The organism is Peribacillus sp. SIMBA_075 (assembly GCF_046534585.1).
This window is the reverse complement of the sequence record NZ_JAWRYN010000003.1, coordinates 198,770-218,319: the sequence shown is the minus strand read 5'-3', so window position 1 is coordinate 218,319 and position 19,550 is coordinate 198,770. Positions and strand designations below refer to the sequence as shown.

The 19,550-nt window shown below is 41.9% G+C and carries 18 protein-coding genes; 17 read left to right on the top strand and 1 reads right to left on the bottom strand.

Annotated elements, in window-relative coordinates; genetic code table 11:
• The first annotated feature begins 2 nt into the window (after window positions 1-2).
• The 8 genes from SB775_RS04360 to pyrG all read left to right on the top strand — a co-directional run bounded on the left by SB775_RS04360 (window position 3) and on the right by pyrG (window position 10,353).
• Complete coding sequence (locus SB775_RS04360) at window positions 3-860, top strand: 3-hydroxybutyryl-CoA dehydrogenase (protein WP_125159900.1); 858 nt, start codon at window positions 3-5, stop codon at window positions 858-860.
• A gap of 31 nt (window positions 861-891) precedes the next feature.
• Window positions 892-2,028, top strand: coding sequence for an acyl-CoA dehydrogenase (locus SB775_RS04355; RefSeq protein WP_410860627.1), 1,137 nt, complete (start codon window positions 892-894; stop codon window positions 2,026-2,028).
• A gap of 26 nt (window positions 2,029-2,054) precedes the next feature.
• Window positions 2,055-3,194, top strand: a complete 1,140-nt coding sequence (locus SB775_RS04350; protein ID WP_089362035.1) for an acyl-CoA dehydrogenase — start codon at window positions 2,055-2,057, stop codon at window positions 3,192-3,194.
• A 115-nt stretch (window positions 3,195-3,309) separates the two neighbouring features.
• On the top strand, window positions 3,310-3,942 hold the full coding sequence (locus SB775_RS04345) for a TetR/AcrR family transcriptional regulator (RefSeq protein WP_061465749.1): 633 nt from the start codon (window positions 3,310-3,312) through the stop codon (window positions 3,940-3,942).
• Between the two features lie 30 nt (window positions 3,943-3,972).
• Window positions 3,973-7,239: a fused isobutyryl-CoA mutase/GTPase IcmF gene (gene icmF, locus SB775_RS04340; RefSeq protein ID WP_410860626.1), complete on the top strand. Its 3,267-nt coding sequence runs from the start codon at window positions 3,973-3,975 to the stop codon at window positions 7,237-7,239.
• A 137-nt stretch (window positions 7,240-7,376) separates the two neighbouring features.
• A complete protein-coding gene (locus SB775_RS04335) occupies window positions 7,377-7,538 on the top strand; it encodes a hypothetical protein (RefSeq protein ID WP_176431817.1) in 162 nt (53 codons plus the stop codon).
• Between the two features lie 214 nt (window positions 7,539-7,752).
• Window positions 7,753-8,334 carry a DNA-directed RNA polymerase subunit delta gene (rpoE, locus tag SB775_RS04330; protein ID WP_061465745.1) on the top strand — a complete coding sequence of 194 codons (582 nt, stop codon included), beginning with the start codon at window positions 7,753-7,755 and terminating at the stop codon, window positions 8,332-8,334.
• Window positions 8,335-8,745: 411 nt separating this feature from the next.
• On the top strand, window positions 8,746-10,353 hold the full coding sequence (gene pyrG / locus SB775_RS04325) for a CTP synthase (protein ID WP_089362033.1): 1,608 nt from the start codon (window positions 8,746-8,748) through the stop codon (window positions 10,351-10,353).
• Window positions 10,354-10,403: 50 nt separating this feature from the next.
• Here pyrG and SB775_RS04320 read toward each other — a convergent pair whose 3' ends face one another.
• Window positions 10,404-10,934 carry a DUF2529 domain-containing protein gene (locus SB775_RS04320; protein WP_089362032.1) on the bottom strand — a complete coding sequence of 177 codons (531 nt, stop codon included), beginning with the start codon at window positions 10,932-10,934 and terminating at the stop codon, window positions 10,404-10,406.
• A 298-nt stretch (window positions 10,935-11,232) separates the two neighbouring features.
• Between SB775_RS04320 and SB775_RS04315 the strand changes: the two genes are divergently transcribed.
• The 9 genes from SB775_RS04315 (at window position 11,233) to SB775_RS04275 (ending at window position 19,473) form a co-directional block, all read left to right on the top strand.
• Entirely contained in the window at window positions 11,233-11,604 is a 372-nt protein-coding gene (locus SB775_RS04315; protein WP_061465740.1) for a response regulator, read from the top strand.
• A gap of 248 nt (window positions 11,605-11,852) precedes the next feature.
• A complete protein-coding gene (locus SB775_RS04310) occupies window positions 11,853-12,710 on the top strand; it encodes a class II fructose-bisphosphate aldolase (RefSeq protein ID WP_061465738.1) in 858 nt (285 codons plus the stop codon).
• A gap of 174 nt (window positions 12,711-12,884) precedes the next feature.
• Window positions 12,885-13,535: a fructose-6-phosphate aldolase gene (fsa, locus tag SB775_RS04305; protein ID WP_089362031.1), complete on the top strand. Its 651-nt coding sequence runs from the start codon at window positions 12,885-12,887 to the stop codon at window positions 13,533-13,535.
• 208 nt (window positions 13,536-13,743) lie between these two features.
• Window positions 13,744-15,027, top strand: coding sequence for a UDP-N-acetylglucosamine 1-carboxyvinyltransferase (locus tag SB775_RS04300; RefSeq protein WP_061465734.1), 1,284 nt, complete (start codon window positions 13,744-13,746; stop codon window positions 15,025-15,027).
• Between the two features lie 99 nt (window positions 15,028-15,126).
• Window positions 15,127-16,089, top strand: a complete 963-nt coding sequence (gene glpX, locus SB775_RS04295) for a class II fructose-bisphosphatase (protein ID WP_284469187.1) — start codon at window positions 15,127-15,129, stop codon at window positions 16,087-16,089.
• A 324-nt stretch (window positions 16,090-16,413) separates the two neighbouring features.
• Entirely contained in the window at window positions 16,414-17,703 is a 1,290-nt protein-coding gene (gene rho, locus SB775_RS04290; protein WP_034315849.1) for a transcription termination factor Rho, read from the top strand.
• A gap of 149 nt (window positions 17,704-17,852) precedes the next feature.
• Window positions 17,853-18,053 carry a 50S ribosomal protein L31 gene (rpmE, locus tag SB775_RS04285; protein ID WP_053348458.1) on the top strand — a complete coding sequence of 67 codons (201 nt, stop codon included), beginning with the start codon at window positions 17,853-17,855 and terminating at the stop codon, window positions 18,051-18,053.
• 138 nt (window positions 18,054-18,191) lie between these two features.
• Entirely contained in the window at window positions 18,192-18,797 is a 606-nt protein-coding gene (locus SB775_RS04280; protein ID WP_061465730.1) for a thymidine kinase, read from the top strand.
• Window positions 18,798-19,017: 220 nt separating this feature from the next.
• Complete coding sequence (locus SB775_RS04275; protein ID WP_089362030.1) at window positions 19,018-19,473, top strand: hypothetical protein; 456 nt, start codon at window positions 19,018-19,020, stop codon at window positions 19,471-19,473.
• The last annotated feature ends 77 nt before the right edge of the window (window positions 19,474-19,550 follow it).

The following is a 19,550-nucleotide window of genomic DNA, read 5'->3' as shown; positions in this document are numbered from 1 at the left end:
TCATGAGCATTCAAAAAGTGATGGTCATTGGTGCGGGACAGATGGGATCTGGCATTGCCCAGGTTTGTGCAATGAGCGGTTATGAAGTACTTTTACACGATTTAAAAGAAGAATATGTAGAAAAGGGACTAGGGACAATTACCAAGAATCTTTCCCGTCAAGTGGAAAAAGGGAAAATGGGGCCCGGGGATAAAGATGCGATCCTTTCCCGTTTGACATCATCGACGGATTTAAAAAATGCAGCTGCCGTTGATTTAGTGATTGAAGCGGCAGTGGAAAATATGGAAATAAAAACAAAAATATTCGCCGAGCTGGATGAAATCACGCCGCAGCAGGTCATTCTTGCATCCAATACTTCTTCGCTTCCGATTACTGAGATAGCCGCTGCCACGAATAGGCCGGAAAAGGTGATTGGCATGCATTTTATGAACCCCGTTCCAGTCATGAAGCTGGTTGAGATCATCCGTGGCCTTGCTACATCGGATGAAGTTTATAAAGAGGTTGAAAAGATGGCTGAAACCTTGAACAAGGTACCCGTGGAAGTCAATGATTTTCCAGGTTTTGTAGCAAATCGGATTTTGATGCCGATGATCAATGAGGCCATCTATACACTTTATGAGGGCGTCGCTACTAAAGAGGCGATTGACGATGTAATGAAGTTGGGAATGAACCATCCCATGGGCCCGCTTACGCTAGCTGACTTCATTGGGCTCGATACATGCTTATACATAATGGAAACCCTTCACCAGGGGCTGGGAGACGATAAATACCGACCGTGTCCGCTGTTAAGGAAATATGTGAAAGCAGGGTGGCTAGGCAAGAAAGCAGGACGTGGATTTTATGAATATAACCAATCATAGAAAGCATTTGCAGCTAGGGAGGAGTGAAGGAATGGATTTCAAGTTTACCGAAGAACAGGAAATGATGCGGAAGATGGTAAGCAATTTTGCAGAAAATGAGATTTCACCTCATATCGAGACAATGGAAAGGGGAGTGTTTCCAAAAACGATCCTGCAAAAAATGGGCGGACTTGGTTTGATGGGAATCCCCATTCCAGAAAAATACGGTGGCGCAGGTATGGATTTCATGTCGTATATCATCGCCATCAATGAGATTTCCAAAGTAAGTCCAACTCTTGGTGTCATACTGTCCGTTCATACTTCTGTTGGCACAAATCCAATCGTTTATTTTGGAACGGAAGAGCAGAAGCAAAAATATGTGCCTAAGTTAGCCGCTGGTGAATATCTGGGCGCCTTTTGCTTAACTGAGCAAAGCTCGGGTTCAGATGCCGCGAGCTTGAAATCCAAGGCAGTAGCAGTAAAGGAAGACGGAAAATATCGAATAAATGGGTCCAAAGTTTTTATCACCAACGGCGGGGAAGCGGATGTGTTTATTGTTTTTGCCTCAACCGACCCTCAGAAGGGAAGCAAGGGAATCTCTGCTTTTATCGTGGAAAAAGGGACGCCAGGCTTAATCATCGGTAAAGATGAACGTAAAATGGGCCTTCATGGTTCGAGCACCGTACAGGTGACGTTCGAGGATATGAAAGTGCCTGCTGCCAATCTCTTAGGCAAAGAAGGTGAAGGCTTTAAAATTGCCATGGCCAACTTGGACGCTGGAAGGATTGGCATTGCTTCTCAAGCTCTGGGAATTGCAGAAGGCGCCATGGAACATGCTGTCCAATATGCAAAAGACAGGGTTCAATTTGGCAAACCCATTGCAGAACAGCAAGGGATTGGTTTCAAACTGGCCGAAATGGCAACGAGCATAGAAGCTTCAAGGTTACTCGTCTATCGGGCGGCGTATTTACGCTCAAGTGGATTGAAGTGCAGTAAAGAAGCGGCCATGGCTAAGCTATTTGCTTCGAGGACGGCTGTCGATGTGGCGATAGAAGCAGTCCAAGTGTTCGGAGGCTACGGGTATACAACAGAATATCCGGTCGAGCGCTATTTCAGGGATGCAAAGGTAACCGAAATTTATGAGGGAACGAGTGAAATACAGAGAATGGTCATCAGTAAGAGTCTATAAATACGAAAAAGACGGGGGACATGGTCATGCAATTTAAACTAACGGAAGAACATGAAATGATTAGGAAGATGGTACGCAATTTTGCCCAGAATGAAGTGGCTCCGACAGCTGCCGAGAGGGATGAAGAAGAACGATTTGACCGAGAGATTTTCGATAAAATGGCTGAACTTGGACTGACAGGGATTCCGTGGCCAGAGGAATACGGCGGAATTGGAAGCGATTACTTAGCGTATTGCATAGCGATTGAGGAACTTTCCCGCGTTTGCGCTTCTACTGGAGTGACTCTATCAGCCCATACTTCGCTTGCAGGGTGGCCAATATATAAATTTGGTTCTGAAGAGCAAAAACAAAAATACCTTCGCCCGATGGCACTGGGGGAAAAAATCGGTGCATACGGCCTTACTGAACCTAGCTCAGGCTCAGACGCAGGCGGTATGAGAACGTCTGCAAAGCTTGTAGGTGATGAATATATTATCAGCGGTTCGAAAATCTTCATTACGAACGGCGGGATTGCTGATACATATGTCGTCTTTGCATTGACAGATCCTGAATCGAAACAAAAAGGAACGAGTGCCTTTATCATTGAAAAGGACTTCCCGGGTTTTAGTGTTGGTAAAAAAGAGAAGAAGCTGGGAATCCGTTCATCACCGACCACGGAAATCATCTTTGATGAGTGCCGAGTTCCTAAAGAAAACCTTCTTGGAAAAGAAGGGGAAGGCTTTAAAATTGCGATGATGACGCTTGATGGGGGCCGTAATGGAATTGCAGCACAAGCTGTAGGCATAGCCCAAGGTGCACTGGATGCCGCAGTTGACTATGCAAAAGAGCGCGTACAATTCGGCAAGCCAATTTCTGCACAGCAAGGAATCGGTTTTAAATTGGCGGATATGGCAACGGGTGTTGAAGCTTCAAGGCTATTAACCTATCAGGCTGCCTGGTTGGAATCAGTGGGCCTTCCTTATGGAAAAGAGTCGGCCATGTCCAAACTCTTTGCTGGAGATACAGCAATGAAAGTGACGACGGAAGCCGTGCAGGTTTTCGGTGGTTATGGTTATACAAAAGATTACCCAGTGGAGCGGTATATGCGTGATGCGAAAATAACCCAGATCTACGAAGGTACACAGGAAATTCAAAAGCTGGTCATCTCAAGGATGATTACTAAATAGTATTGAAATCGAGGTTTTCCGATGAGGCATCGCCCTTACCGGAATACCCTTTTCAATTTCTTCGGAAGTATGTCTTTGGTAATTAATTGATGGGATTCAAAAAAGGGGTTTGAAAATGGAAAAAAGAGAAGTTCTTGCATCGGTAAAGGATGAGCGGCTGGTTGAAAAAAGGCGTACACAAATGATTAAAGGGGCGGTGACCCTTTTTAAGGAAAAGGGATTTCATCGAACGACTACAAGGGAAATTGCCAAAGCCGCTGGCTTCAGTATTGGCACGTTATACGAGTATATCCGGACCAAGGAAGATATATTATATCTCGTCTGTGACTTTATCTACGATGAAGTCCAGGAAAAGCTTCAAAAAGAAATAGAACAGAGTGATGGGACACTTGAAAGTTTGAAGCTGACGATCGCTTACTTTTATAAAGTGATGGATGAAATGCAGGACGAAGTGCTGGTCATGTATCAGGAAGTGAAAGCTCTTACGAAAGATGCTTTACCTTATGTTCTGAACAAAGAAATTCGGATGGTGGGCATGTTCGAAAAGGTCATAACGAAGTGTGTTGAGAATGGGGAGCTATTGTTGACGGAAAAACAAATAAGCCTTGTTTCACATAACATTTTTGTTCAGGGACAGATGTGGAGTTTCAGAAGATGGGCTTTGCATAAAAATTACACGCTTCAAGAGTATGTTGAACTGCAGACGCAATTATTGATTCAAAATGTATCGCTTCAGAAAAGTCTCTGATATAAAAACGTTTCAATAAGGAGGAGCTAAATGAGTACAGTTGAGGTGTATAAACCGAAGAACCATATCAGATTCGTTACAGCTTCAAGTTTATTTGATGGACATGATGCATCTATCAATATAATGAGGAGAATCCTTCAGTCCAGCGGGGCGGAAGTAATTCACTTAGGACATAATCGTTCGGTGGAGGAGATCGTGAATGCTGCCATCCAGGAAGATGTTCAGGGAATAGCCATGTCATCTTACCAAGGCGGTCATGTGGAATATTTTAAATATATGTATGACCTGCTGAAAGAAAAGGGAGCCGAGCACATTCGGATTTTTGCCGGAGGTGGCGGTGTCATCATCCCGAAGGAAATTAAAGAACTCCATGATTATGGGATTGCCCGCATCTTTTCTCCTGATGAAGGGCGGGAATATGGGCTTCAAGGCATGATAAATGTATTGATGGAGGAGTGTGATTTCTCGACTGTCAAACCATCTTTACAGGAACGCTTTGATGAATTGATTGCAGGGGGAACAAATGCCATTGCCCAATTTATTACCTTTGCTGAAAATAGACTCGACGCTTCAAAGGAATCTGCGGCAGCGGTGGAGAGTCTTTTTGAGCAAATCAAGACTTCCGAAAAGAAGGTTCCTGTTCTTGGGATTACAGGGACGGGCGGCGCTGGGAAAAGTTCGTTGACTGATGAATTGATACGGAGGTTCATTAACGAAATTCCAGACGAGAAAGTCGCCATTCTATCTGTCGACCCGACCAAACAAAAAACAGGCGGTGCCCTGTTAGGTGACAGGATTAGAATGAATGCGATTTTTTCAGAGCGAGTTTATATGAGGAGCTTAGCCACGCGTCATTCAAAAAGTGAGTTGTCTTTGGCGATAAAAGATGCCATTTCAGTCGTGAAGGCAGCTGGATTCGACCTAATCATCGTTGAAACGAGCGGAATTGGTCAGGGAGATGCAGAAATTGCCGAAATATGCGATGTATCCATGTATGTAATGACGAGTGAATTCGGTGCGCCTTCACAACTCGAAAAAATCGATATGATTGATTACGCAGACTTGATAGTCATTAATAAATATGAGCGTAAAGGCTCCGAGGATGCAAAAAACCAAGTTCAAAAACAATATCAAAGAAGCCGTACGCTTTTTGATCAAGATCCATCGGAAATGCCGGTATACGGTACAATAGCTTCCCAATTCAATGACCCAGGAACAAATGCATTATTCGCAGCACTGATTGAAAAGCTTAATGAAAAATCAGGGACGGGTTGGATTACTGCCTTTTCGAAAGAAGCGGATGTCTATAAGCAAAATGTCATCATTCCAACCGATCGCCGTTATTATTTACGTGAAATCAGTGATACGGTCAGATCGTATCATAAACGCGCGGCTGAACAAGTACGTATTGCCCGCAGGCTTTTCCAGCTTGAAGGAGCTATTGAAGCAGTTAAGGAAAATGATAGTAACGAAGGCATTGTGGCTTCTTTAAAGAATTTGAAAAAGGAAACCGCTTCAAATTTATCACCTGAATCTAAAAAAATCCTTTCTGGATGGATGGATTTAAAAGAAAAGTATGCAGGGGAGCAGTTTGTAACGAGAGTCAGGGATAAGGAAATCGTCACAAAGCTGAAAACTAAAAGTTTATCAGGTTTAATGATTCCGAGAGTATCACTGCCTAAATATGTTGATTATGGAGAAATCTTAGGATGGGTATTCCGTGAGAACGTTCCCGGCTTCTTTCCTTACACAGCGGGAGTCTTTCCATTCAAGCGTGAAGGGGAAGACCCGAAGCGGCAGTTTGCCGGTGAAGGATCGCCCGACCGGACAAACAGGCGTTTTCATTATTTGTCAAAGGATGATAATGCTAAACGGCTAAGTACGGCTTTCGATTCTGTAACTTTGTATGGCGAGGATCCTGATCATCGGCCTGATATCTATGGAAAGGTAGGGGAAAGCGGAGTCAGTATCTGTACGTTGGATGACATGAAAAAGCTTTATGCAGGCTTTGACCTTTGCCACCCCTCAACCTCTGTATCCATGACCATCAATGGACCGGCACCGATCATTTTGGCCATGTATATGAATACGGCAGTCGATCAGCAGATTCAACGGAAAGAAGAAGAGCTAGGCCGCCCCCTTACGGATGCCGAAGCAGAAGAAGTGCAGGCTTATACTCTTCAAACGGTACGCGGAACCGTTCAAGCGGATATTCTGAAGGAGGACCAAGGCCAGAATACTTGCATCTTCTCTACGGAATTTGCCTTAAGGTTAATGGGAGATATCCAAGCATACTTCATTGATCGGAAAGTCAGGAACTACTACTCTGTATCCATTTCTGGCTATCACATTGCTGAAGCGGGTGCCAATCCCATTTCACAGCTGGCTTTTACATTAGCGAATGGCTTTACTTACATCGAATATTATTTAAGTCGCGGAATGAATATTGATGACTTTGCCCCGAATTTGTCATTCTTCTTCTCAAATGGGCTCGACCCGGAATATACGGTTATCGGGAGGGTGGCAAGAAGGATTTGGGCGACAGTCATGCGGGATAAATATGGTGCGAATGATCGTAGCCAGAAGCTGAAATACCACATACAGACTTCAGGGCGCTCCCTTCATGCGCAAGAAATTGATTTTAATGATATTAGAACGACACTACAGGCTTTAATGGCACTACAGGACAACTGTAACTCGCTGCATACTAATGCGTACGATGAAGCCATCACGACGCCTACTGAAGAATCCGTACGCCGGGCAATGGCCATACAAATGATCATTACAAAGGAGCATGGGCTCTCAAAAAATGAAAACCCGATGCAAGGTGCCTTTATCGTAGAGGAATTGACGGATCTGGTTGAAGAAGCTGTACTGCAAGAGTTCGATCGGATCAATGATCGAGGCGGGGTGTTGGGTGCTATGGAGACACAGTATCAGCGCGGGAAAATCCAGGATGAATCCATGCATTACGAAATGAAAAAGCATACGGGTGAATTGCCGATCATTGGGGTCAATACGTATTTGAACCCCAATCCTCCTTCCGAGGAGGCTGTGAACAGCATGGAAATTGCCCGTGCAACAAAGGAAGAAAAGGAAGGGCAAATCATAAATCTCCGGGCATTCCAGGAAAGAAATAAGGAGTTCACGGATGAGGCGCTAACTAAACTGAAATTGGCAGCCATGAATGGGGAAAATATCTTTGCTGAACTGATGAACTGTGTGAGAGTGGCCAGTCTTGGCCAGATAACCAGGGCGCTATATGATGTAGGCGGTCAGTATCGAAGAAATATGTAGAGCAAGAAGGGGGGCACCGATTTTTGGGCCCCCTTTTTTAAATAATTTCCGTCTTTTTTAACAAAATGAAGATTTTACCTTATAATTATTTGGAAAAGGGGCATAAATGAAGAATCAGCCCTATTGGAGTTGAGAAAATGAACCTGAAAATGATTGGGAAAATCATAGGTTACATTCTTGCCATCGTTATTTTAATTGAATTGTATGAGCATCAATTGGGTGCCGTCTCTTTTTTTATCCTGACTGTTGTATTTTTTACGGCAGCCTTTCGTCAGAAATCGAAAAAAGAAAGTGCATGATTTTTTCTGCTTAAGGGTTCCGGTGAAAGATAGACATTTAGGTAAATCTGTGAAAGTATCAGATAGAACTAGCATAAACCCATTTAGATTGTTTATAATGGAGTATATGTCTAGCAGGAATTGTCGTTATTTTATCGAAATACTGTTTTAGATTATTTTTTTATGTGAAAAAACACGGAATTCAGTGTTTGAATAGAGAAGGGAAGTGCGGAATTTGAGTTTAAAAGAACACTCAAAAGAGCAATTATTGGAAATGTCCTTAATAGAGATGGCATATGATTTGTTGGTGGAAAGAAATGAACCGATTCCATTTAAAGACTTAATAAGCGAATTAGCTTCGCTGCACCATTTATCTAAAGCGGAAGTGGCAAAGAAAATTGCACAATTCTATACGGATTTAAATGTGGATGGCCGCTTCACTTCACTTGGGGACAACCGCTGGGGATTGAAAACATGGTATCCAGTTGACCAAATCGAAGAAGAAGTCGTGCATGTTGTAAAACCTAAAAAGAAAAAGAAAACGAAAAAGGCTGCTGTCGTTATCGACGATTTCGATGAACTTGAAGACGAAGATCTTGACTTTGAAGAAGATGTCGATGATCTTGATGAGGATGAAGATGACGACGATGATGATATTCTAGGTTCTCCAGTTATTGACGAAGTGCTTTTGGATGATGACGTGGATGATGATGACGATCTGGAAGAAGAAATAATTGAAGATGAAGCATTTGTCCTGGAAGATGATGAGGACGAAGATGAAGACGAAGAAGAGTTGAAAGAAGAGAATGACAAATAAATAATCGCCCTTGACTTTTTGAGGCGAAATTTGTAGAATCATTTTTGGGCTCCTTAAAAAAGGACACAATGATTAAATTATATCGCTCCCTTACTTTTATTGTAAGCGGAGCGTTTTTGTTTTTAATGATGGAATGAATAAATGACATCATTTTTTTATTTTTAAAAATGATTTCTCTTAGAATTGTAAAAACTATAGAGAACATATTTATGTTAACTGTCATTTAAGGAAATTTATTCTTGTTCATGTATCCTGCATGACTCTCACTAAAAACCTTTAAGTGATTAATGGTTTGTACAGATTTTATGGTTATAGCTTTAACCGCCTGTGTGGCGGAAGATTTGATGCAGGTTCAGATTAAAAGATGTGAAGAACGGCATTCGAAGAAAACAATCTATAGGAGGATATAAGATGACAAAATATATTTTTGTGACAGGTGGAGTAGTTTCTTCCTTAGGAAAAGGGATAACTGCAGCTTCTTTAGGTAGACTTTTAAAAAATAGGGGATTGAATGTTACGATCCAGAAGTTTGACCCTTATATCAACTTGGATCCTGGTACGATGAGTCCATATCAACATGGTGAAGTGTTTGTAACAGATGATGGTGCTGAAACGGATTTGGATCTTGGGCATTATGAGCGTTTTATTGATATCAACCTTGGTAAACACAGCAATGTGACTACAGGTAAAATTTATTCAACCGTCCTGAGAAAAGAACGCCGTGGTGATTATTTAGGTGGAACAGTTCAAGTCATTCCCCATATCACGAATGAAATTAAAGAACGGGTTTTCCGTTCAGGTAATGAAACGAATGCCGATATAGTCATTACTGAAATTGGTGGTACTGTAGGGGATATCGAGTCTCTTCCGTTCCTTGAAGCGATTCGCCAAATTAAAAGTGATATCGGGATCAATAATGTTATGTATATCCACTGTACACTGGTCCCTTACATCAAAGCTGCTGGTGAAATGAAAACAAAACCGACACAGCATAGTGTAAAAGAATTACGCAGTCTTGGCATTCAGCCGAATATCATCGTTGCACGTACAGAAAGCCCAATTTCACAAGATATGAAGGATAAAATCGCTTTATTCTGCGATATCGATAAAAATTCTGTCATCGAATGTCTTGATGCGGATACACTTTACTCCATCCCTCTTGCGCTTCAAGCACAAAATATGGACCAAATCGTTTGTGATCACTTGAAATTGGACTGTGGCGAAGCGGATATGGAGGATTGGAAGGAACTTGTCAAAAAGGTAACTTCTTTATCAAAGAAAACGAAAATCGCTCTAGTCGGAAAATATGTTGAATTGCAAGATGCTTATCTTTCTGTTGTGGAAGCACTTAAGCATGCAGGTTACGCATTTGATGCAGATGTTGAAATCGACTGGGTGAATTCTGAAGATGTAACAAAAGAAAATGTTGCTGAACTTCTTAAAGATGCAGATGGAATCCTTGTCCCTGGCGGCTTTGGAGATCGCGGAATCGAAGGGAAAATTGCAGCGACCGAGTTTGCCCGTACGACAAAAACACCGTTCTTCGGAATCTGTTTAGGCATGCAGTTGGCATCCATTGAATATGCACGCAACGTCCTAGGATTGCCAGAAGCGCATTCAGCTGAAATTAAGGAAGATACTCCAGATCCAATCATCGATCTTCTTCCTGAGCAAAAGGATGTAGAAGATTTGGGCGGAACACTGCGTCTTGGTTTGTATCCATGTAAGCTTATCGAAGGAACTAAAGCATACGAAGCATATAATGATGAGGTTGTTTATGAACGTCACCGCCACCGTTATGAGTTCAATAACCACTACCGTCAGGCTATGGAAGAGGCAGGATTTGTCTTCTCCGGTACAAGCCCAGATGGCCGTCTGGTTGAAATCATTGAATTGAAAGATCATCCTTGGTTTGTGGCTTCCCAATTCCATCCGGAATTCACGTCACGCCCTAACCGTCCACAGCCGCTATTCCGTGACTTTGTCGGTATGTCTTTAAAGAGCAGCAAAAAACTTTAATAAATAAAAAAACAGCCCATGTGGCTGTTTTTTTTGTTTAAGATAATTTATCATTCTTCATCTTCATATTCTTTTATGATTTCTTCAAGAGTGAATTTAATCCCATAATAAGCGAAAAGAGCGGCAATGAGGGTAGGGTACCCATATCGATTTCCAGTTTCATCGGGGATCAACCCTCGTTGCATACGTAAGTCTATATGTACGTCTGCCAACTCTGGAAGGGACTCCTCTTTAGAAGGAACGGATGTAGAAACTGCAACAAATGGTATATCATTTTCCTTTAGTTGTTTTGCCAGCATCAATGCTTCAAAATCATCTGAATGGCGAGTGAATATAAGAAATCGATCTTCCCTGGACATAGTTTCTCCCAATTCAAATCTTTTTGCCTTAGGAAAAGGTTCTGCCCCATCCAAAGCCTCCGACGTGACGCCCTGCATTTCACCAAATCCGTGAATGAACACTGAGCCATCCCCAATCGCCGCCTGAGCCAGCAGGCGGCCGGCATCCTCCATTTCAAAGGCTTCATTTTCAATCATTTTTTTAAATAAACCGCTTATCTGTGTCGAGAAAATTTTTAACATGACTAGGGACTCCTTTAAAGAATTATATCTTTATTATAAAGGACTTTCCTTTGCATTGACAGGCTTCTGGGCTTCTGATCCAAAGGGCTGAATTAACTAAATCGGTCGAAAAAACAAAAAAAATGAAAATCCTTTTAGCCATAGAGCAGGAATTTTGTTACAATTATCGAATATGAACATAGAAATCATGAATGGGAAATAAATGCGTTGGACTACAAGTAATTTGACGCAGCCTATGTAATGGCCGACTAGGCTAATACATTTAATTAAATAAATCGGGTAAGGGAGAGGTGATTAAATGTCAGGGAAAATATTAATAGTTGATGATCAATTTGGGATTCGTATTTTATTGAACGAGGTTTTACATAAAGAAGGGTATGAAACATTTCAAGCCGCAAATGGCATTCAGGCCCTGGAAGTGCTAAATAATCATTCACCAGATCTTGTATTACTGGATATGAAGATTCCCGGAATGGATGGCATTGAGATATTGAAGAGGATGAAAGTGGTCGATCCGGACATCCGGGTCATTATCATGACCGCATATGGTGAACTCGATATGATTCAAGAAGCAAAGGATTTAGGTGCAATGACCCACTTTGCAAAGCCGTTTGATATTGATGATATTAGAAAAGCCGTTCGTGAATATTTACCGATACAGTCAAGTTAATGGTCTTGAAAATTTAATATTTTTGACTAAAGAATTGCCGCGGCTATCTTTTTTAAGATGGGCCGTTGTTTTTTTTGGAATAAAATTTGAAGCACGATATAGTGTATTTGTTGCTGTTTTTTTGATGTATTGATATGCTAAAAGAAGCGAGATATTCTGATTTATAAGCGTATGCTACTTTGGTTTTAGGGAATATCTAGAAAGAATTAACTTTAAAATAATTACATTCACTAGTAGGAGGAAATCAAATGCCTTTAGTTTCTATGAAAAATATGCTGAATAAAGCTCTTGAAGAAAAATATGCAGTAGGTCAATTCAATATCAATAACTTGGAATGGACTCAAGCCATTTTAGCTGCTGCAGAACAAGAAAAATCTCCAGTCATCCTTGGTGTTTCCGAAGGGGCTGCCCGTCATATGGGTGGTTTTAAAACGACTGTCATGATGGTTCAAGGATTGTTGGAAGACATGAAAATCACTGTTCCTGTGGCCATTCACCTTGACCATGGTTCAAGTTTTGATAAATGTAAAGAGGCTATCGAAGCTGGATTCACTTCAGTAATGATCGATGCTTCGCACCACCCGATTGAAGAGAATATCGAAACAACCAAGAAGGTTGTCGAATTCGCTCACGCACGTAATGTTTCTGTTGAAGCGGAAGTGGGCACAGTTGGCGGACAAGAAGATGATGTGATCGCTGATGGAGTCGTATATGCAGATCCTCAAGAATGTGAACAGTTAGTTAAAGAAACGAATGTCGATTGTTTTGCTCCAGCGTTGGGATCCGTTCACGGTCCATACAAAGGTGAACCTAACCTAGGCTATAAAGAAATGGAAGAAGTACGGGATTTAACAAACAAACCTCTTGTTCTTCATGGTGGTACAGGCATTCCTACGAAAGATATCCAAAAAGCGATTTCTCTTGGAACATCAAAAATCAATGTGAATACGGAAAATCAAATTGTGTTCACAAAAGCCGTTCGTGAAATTCTGAATAACGATGCTGAAGTATACGATCCACGTAAATACATGGTACCTGGCCGTGAAGCGATTAAAGAAACTGTCATCGGCAAAATGCGTGAATTCGGTTCAAACGGTAAAGCATAAATAACAAAAGCAATATGGGTTTCATCCCTTAAATGTAAGATGAAATAGATGATAATTCCATTTGGGGGGGCACCCCCCTAATGGTTTCTTTTAGATGCAGACTGGAATCCGAGCTCTATTTTTTGAACAATTAGAATTCAGATAAAAAAATTGATTACATACGGAGGATATTTTATGAAATTCTTTATTGATACAGCAAACATGGAAGAAATAAAGCAAGCACACGAACTTGGCGTTTTAGCAGGTGTTACGACTAACCCGTCCCTTGTTGCAAGAGAAAAGGGAGTTTCTTTCCATGAACGGTTAAAAGAAATCACAAGCCTTGTTAAGGAATCCGTTTCTGCAGAAGTCATTGCGCTTGATTTTGAAGGAATGATGGCTGAAGCCAAGGAATTAGTTGCAATTGCACCTAATATCACGATTAAGGTACCAATGACTCCAGACGGTTTGAAGGCTGTTGCAGCTCTTACAAAACAAGGTGTCAAAACAAATGTCACCCTTATTTTCAGTGCCAACCAAGCATTATTGGCAGCTAGGGCTGGGGCAACATATGTATCGCCATTTTTAGGACGTTTGGATGACATTGGCCAAAATGGTTTGGATTTAATTTCGGATATTGCTGACATATTTGCGATCCATGATATCAATGCTGAGATCATTGCAGCTTCTATCCGCCACCCGATGCATATTACTGAAGCGGCTCTTAAAGGGGCACATATTGCAACGATCCCTTATAAAGTTTTAATGCAACTATTCCACCACCCATTAACGGACAAAGGGATTGAAGCTTTCTTGAAGGATTGGAATTCTCGCACTGAAGCATAATGCCTTGCCGCTAAGTCGCTATAGATTGCACCGTTTTAAATAAAATTAACATAAATTAGAAATTTTTAGCTTTTTTTACATGAATTTTATAATTTTGTGTAAACTAAGGAACAGATAGTGAATGTTGTCGGATTATGCAATTTTCTTGTGGTAAAATATTACTTTTTGGAAGTAGCATCTAAGTGCTTAGCGTGGAAGGGAGTTTATTATGGAAAAACTTAAAATTGCCGGTGGCTATCCTTTAAAGGGAAGCATTCGTGTCAGCGGAGCAAAAAATAGTGCGGTTGCCCTTATCCCTGCAACAATTTTGGCGGACTCTCCTGTAACGATTGAAGGCCTGCCTGATATCTCGGATGTACAGATGCTGAAAGAGTTAATGGAGGAAATTGGCGGTGAGGTTTCCTTTGATGATGGGGAAATGACAGTGAATCCCAGCAGAATGATTTCAATGCCTCTTCCCAATGGAAGAGTTAAGAAGTTACGTGCCTCCTATTATTTAATGGGGGCGATGCTTGGTAAATTCAAAAAGGCAGTGATTGGCTTGCCTGGAGGCTGCCATTTAGGTCCTCGCCCAATAGATCAGCATATAAAGGGGTTTGAAGCGCTAGGCGCACAAGTGACGAATGAACAAGGAGCCATTTACCTTAGGGCGGACGAGCTACGGGGGGCACGCATTTATTTGGACGTCGTCAGTGTAGGGGCAACGATCAATATTATGCTTGCCGCTGTTTTGGCCAAAGGCCGCACAGTGATTGAAAATGCTGCGAAAGAACCGGAAATCATCGATGTTGCCACATTGTTGACCAACATGGGAGCGAAAATCAAGGGTGCCGGAACCGATATCATTCGTATTGATGGTGTGGAGAGTTTACATGGGTGCAAACATACGATCATACCAGATCGGATTGAAGCCGGGACTTTCATGATTTTAGCCGCTGCGGTCGGTGAAGGAATCTTGATCGATAATGTCATCCCCCAGCATTTGGAGTCATTGACTGCCAAAATGAGGGAAATGGGAATTAATATTGAAGCCGGTGATGATCAGATCTTTGTCTCACCAGGAGATAAATATAAGTCCGTTGATATCAAGACGCTGGTTTATCCCGGATTTCCAACAGATCTTCAGCAGCCCTTCACTTCGCTCTTAACAAAAGCAAGCGGTTCTAGCATGGTGACCGATACGATATACGGGGCACGATTTAAGCATATTGATGAACTGCGACGCATGAATGCGAAGATCAAAGTCGAGGGCAGAGCAGGCATCATTGATGGTCCTGTCCAGCTTCATGGAGCAAAAGTGAAGGCAAGCGATTTACGTGCCGGAGCAGCTCTGGTAATTGCCGGTTTAATGGCTGAAGGGATTACCGAAGTGACCGGGCTTGAACATATAGATCGCGGATATAGCCATCTGGTTGAAAAACTTTCAGGTTTGGGAGCAACGATTTGGCGTGAAGAAATGACGCAAGAAGAGGTGGAGCAGCTTAAAAGCTGATCCCTTTTCTTGTTACCCCATTGTGTTACTATATATGATATAATGTGTTATACTAATATATAAATAAATCATGCTAGTGTACATGAGGGGGAACCGGAAATGGAAAGAAGTTTATCGATGGAGCTTGTCCGCGTAACAGAGGCGGCGGCACTGAATTCTGCTCGTTGGATGGGAAGAGGAATGAAAGACGAAGCAGATGATGCAGCAACAACTGCAATGAGGGATGTTTTCAATACAATACCCATGCAAGGGACGGTTGTAATCGGTGAAGGGGAAATGGATGAAGCGCCAATGCTTTATATTGGTGAAAAGCTTGGTACTGGTCTTGGGCCACTAGTGGATGTTGCAGTTGATCCTTTGGAAGGAACGAACATCGTTGCATCTGGCGGCTGGAATGCATTGGCTGTATTGGCGATAGCAGATAAGGGGAACTTGCTTCATGCCCCGGATATGTATATGGATAAAATAGCCGTTGGTCCCGAGGCTGTTGGTCAGATTGATATCAATGCTTCTGTGTTGGACAACCTGAAAGCGGTAGCCAAGGCAAAAAATAAAGATATCCAAGACGTAGTCGCAACAGTTTTGAACCGTGATCGTCATTCGAAGATCATTCACGAACTTCGTGAGGCAGGGGCACGTATCAAGTTGATCAACGATGGAGATGTAGCAGGTGCCATCAATACGGCCTTCGATCTTACCGGTGTTGACATCTTATTCGGATCTGGCGGAGCTCCAGAGGGAGTTATTGCAGCTGTTGCCTTGAAATGCCTCGGAGGAGAAATTCAAGGTAAACTTATTCCTCAAAGTGATGAAGAAGTGGAACGCTGTGTAAAAATGGGCCTTGAATTAGGAAGAGTCCTCAGAATGGAAGACCTTGTTCGCGGAGATGACGCAATTTTTGCTGCAACAGGTGTGACTGATGGAGAGCTTTTACGAGGTGTACAATTTAAAGGAAATTACGGCGAAACACAATCCGTAGTCATGCGTGCTAAATCTGGAACCGTTCGTTTCATTGATGGACGTCACAGTCTTAAAATTAAACCGAATGGTCTGATTGACTAAGAACGTTTTTTAGAAAATCACAGCTAAAAAGCGAGCGGGTTCATCGCTCGCTTTCTCTTTTAAAAAATTTAAGTTGAATAATTAAAATAAAAAAAGTAAAATAAAGCTTGGTTTACTATTAATTGATTTATATATAAAATCTGCCCTTTCACTCCAAACTTCAAGAAGCCTTCAAATAATTTTCTTCTTTACATGTAAAAATGTATCATCCTTTCTAAGAAAACTCTGGTCGGGTACATGGATTGCGGTTTTTCTTCCATCTAACAAACCATTTCTTTTTCAGTATGGGTGAAAACGTTTAATTAATAAAAGTGTGGTGTCATAATGAATTTAACTATTTCTAATTTAGAAAACATGAAACTAAAGGATCTCTATGAGCACGCGCGTGAATATAAAGTTTCCTATTACAGCAAACTTTCAAAAAAGGAACTTATTTTCGCTATCCTGAAAGCACAAGCTGAGCAGGATGGTCTCCTATTCATGGAGGGTGTTTTAGAAATCATCCCTTCCGAGGGCTTCGGTTTCTTGCGTCCAATTAATTATTCTCCAAGCTCGGAGGATATTTATATTTCTGCTTCACAGATCCGCAGATTCGATTTGCGAAATGGAGATAAAGTGTCCGGTAAGGTAAGACCTCCAAAAGAAAACGAGCGCTATTATGGATTGCTGCATGTTGAAGCCGTCAATGGCGATAATCCGGAATCGGCTAAGGAGCGTGTACATTTTCCAGGCTTAACGCCGCTGTATCCAAACAGACAAATTAAACTGGAAACGACACCGAAGAACTTATCAACTAGAATTATGGATGTCTTGGCACCGGTAGGTTTTGGACAGCGTGGTCTGATTGTCGCACCTCCAAAAGCTGGTAAAACGATGCTTATCAAAGAAATTGCCAATGCGATAACCACGAACCATCCTGAATCGGAATTGATTGTACTATTGATCGATGAACGCCCGGAAGAAGTGACGGACATTGAACGCTCCGTTGCTGGAGACGTGGTGAGTTCAACGTTCGATGAAGTGCCTGAAAACCATATAAAGGTGGCAGAGCTAGTGTTGGAAAGAGCTATGCGCCTTGTGGAGCATAAACGGGATGTCATCATTTTAATGGATAGCATTACCAGGCTTGCCCGTGCTTATAACCTTGTCATTCCGCCGAGCGGGCGTACACTATCCGGAGGGATTGACCCTGCTGCATTCCATCGTCCAAAACGCTTTTTCGGTGCGGCGAGGAATATCGAGGAAGGCGGCAGCTTGACGATCCTTGCTACGGCATTGGTAGACACGGGTTCGAGAATGGACGATGTCATTTATGAGGAATTTAAAGGTACGGGTAATATGGAACTGCATTTAGATCGTGCCCTTGCCGAAAGACGTATCTTCCCGGCAATCGATATCCGTCGCTCAGGCACTCGTAAAGAAGAATTGTTAATTCCGAAAGATCGCCTGGATAAATTATGGGCTATTAGGAAAACGATGTCAGATTCACCTGATTTCTCAGAGAAATTCCTTCGCCGTCTAAAACAGACAAAAGGTAATGAAGAGTTTTTCAGTAAGTTGGATGAAGAGATGTCAGAAATGAAAAAGGGACCAGCGAGCGTTAAACGTTCTTAAACAGTGAAAGAAACAAACTGTTGCACAACTAGTCTTAAGTTGCTATAATGGGTTCATGTGTTTTTACAATAAATGTGAGGGTGCTTTTCCCTCACCTTGAAGTATATAACTCTGTTTCGAATGATTCAGGGCAGAAGGAGCTGAAAAGAATGAAAACTGGAATTCATCCAAATTATAAACTTTCAAAAGTATCTTGCTCTTGCGGAAACACTTTTGAAACTGGTTCAGTTAAAGAAGAGATCAAAGTTGAGACTTGTTCAGAGTGCCACCCATTCTATACTGGTCGTCAAAAATTCGCTGAAGCTGGCGGACGTGTTGATCGTTTCAACAAAAAATACGGTATTAAATAAGCCGGACTTTTTAAAAAACAGGCAAGTATTTTTCTTGCCTGTTTTTTATTTTCTGTAAACAGGTAAGAATTTTTATAAAGCCGGGTCCACTTCAATTATGGCTAAGGGATCGACAGGTGGAAGGGAGTGGCTGTTTCCATGTATGTAATGAAACAAACAGGCTGGATTGAGCTTATTTGCGGAAGCATGTTTTCAGGTAAATCTGAGGAATTGATTAAACGAGTCAGCCGTGCTCAATTTGCTAAAGAGCAAATAGCTGTATTTAAACCGGCTATAGATAATCGCTATGCGGAAGAGGCTGTCGTATCGCACAATGGCTCTTCTGTGATGGCAAAACCGATTGCCCATTCAACTGATATTTTTAAGCATTTGGACAAGCCCCTGGATATCATTGCTATAGATGAAGTGCAATTTTTTGATCATGAAATTATCGGGGTTGCCCAGCATCTTGCGGACAGCGGTTATCGAGTGATTATGGCTGGACTCGATCAAGACTTCAGAGGTGAACCATTCGGTCCTATGCCTGTTCTATTGTCGCTAGCAGAATCAGTGACTAAGCTGCAGGCTGTGTGTGAAGTGTGCGGTTCACCTGCGAGCAGGACACAGCGATTGATAGATGGGGCGCCGGCCTCCTATGATGAGCCGATCATCCTAGTGGGTGCATCGGAATCATACGAGCCCCGCTGCCGCCATCATCACGAAGTTCCAGGTAAGCAGGCTGTCGGGATTAAAGAACATATTTGAGATCTTAGGGTGCTTTTTTATGAAGAAATGGGTAAGTAATTTATACGGGAAATTGAGTTTATTCTGAAAGCGGATAAGCCATGTTGAAAAAACTTTCTAAAGGCATTCAGGTGGTAAGACCAATACATGGAAGGGAAATAAAAGATAAATATTGCCCCATTTTGGGAAGGCTAACTTAGGAAATGTCCTTGTTTAGCTAGTCAAAATGGAGGGAGAAAATATGAAATCAATACTGGTTTTTATGATGGCCTTTTTTCTTGCTGCACTAACAGCATGCGGTCAAAATGACAATGCAATAAATAATGATTCGGAATATGGCGATCAATCCCGGGATGGAAAAGATTTTGTTGGCAAAGGTTTAAAACGTATGTCTAATAATGATTGGGACAATGAAACGGAACGGCCATCGGATCAAGTCCTAAACACTCCGCATCAAACATCGAATAATTCCCCTTCCATGGGGCAGGAAATTGATAAAATCCGAGAGGTCGTTAAGTCGAAAACTAAATATGAAGCGGGCACCGTGTGGTTAAATGGCAATACCATACATGTTACGGTCCATGATAAAGGCGAAATCAAGACGGAAGAGAAAAGAAATGAGGAAAAGCGGCGAATTCAAGACATGATAACCAGGGTTGTGCCCCAATATAAAATAGATGTTAAGTTAAAGAAATAACCACAATTTTGAATCCTCTTTGACGTTGATTATTCACCTATACTATAATTAACCTAGAAGTGAACTGAGCTGGGGCA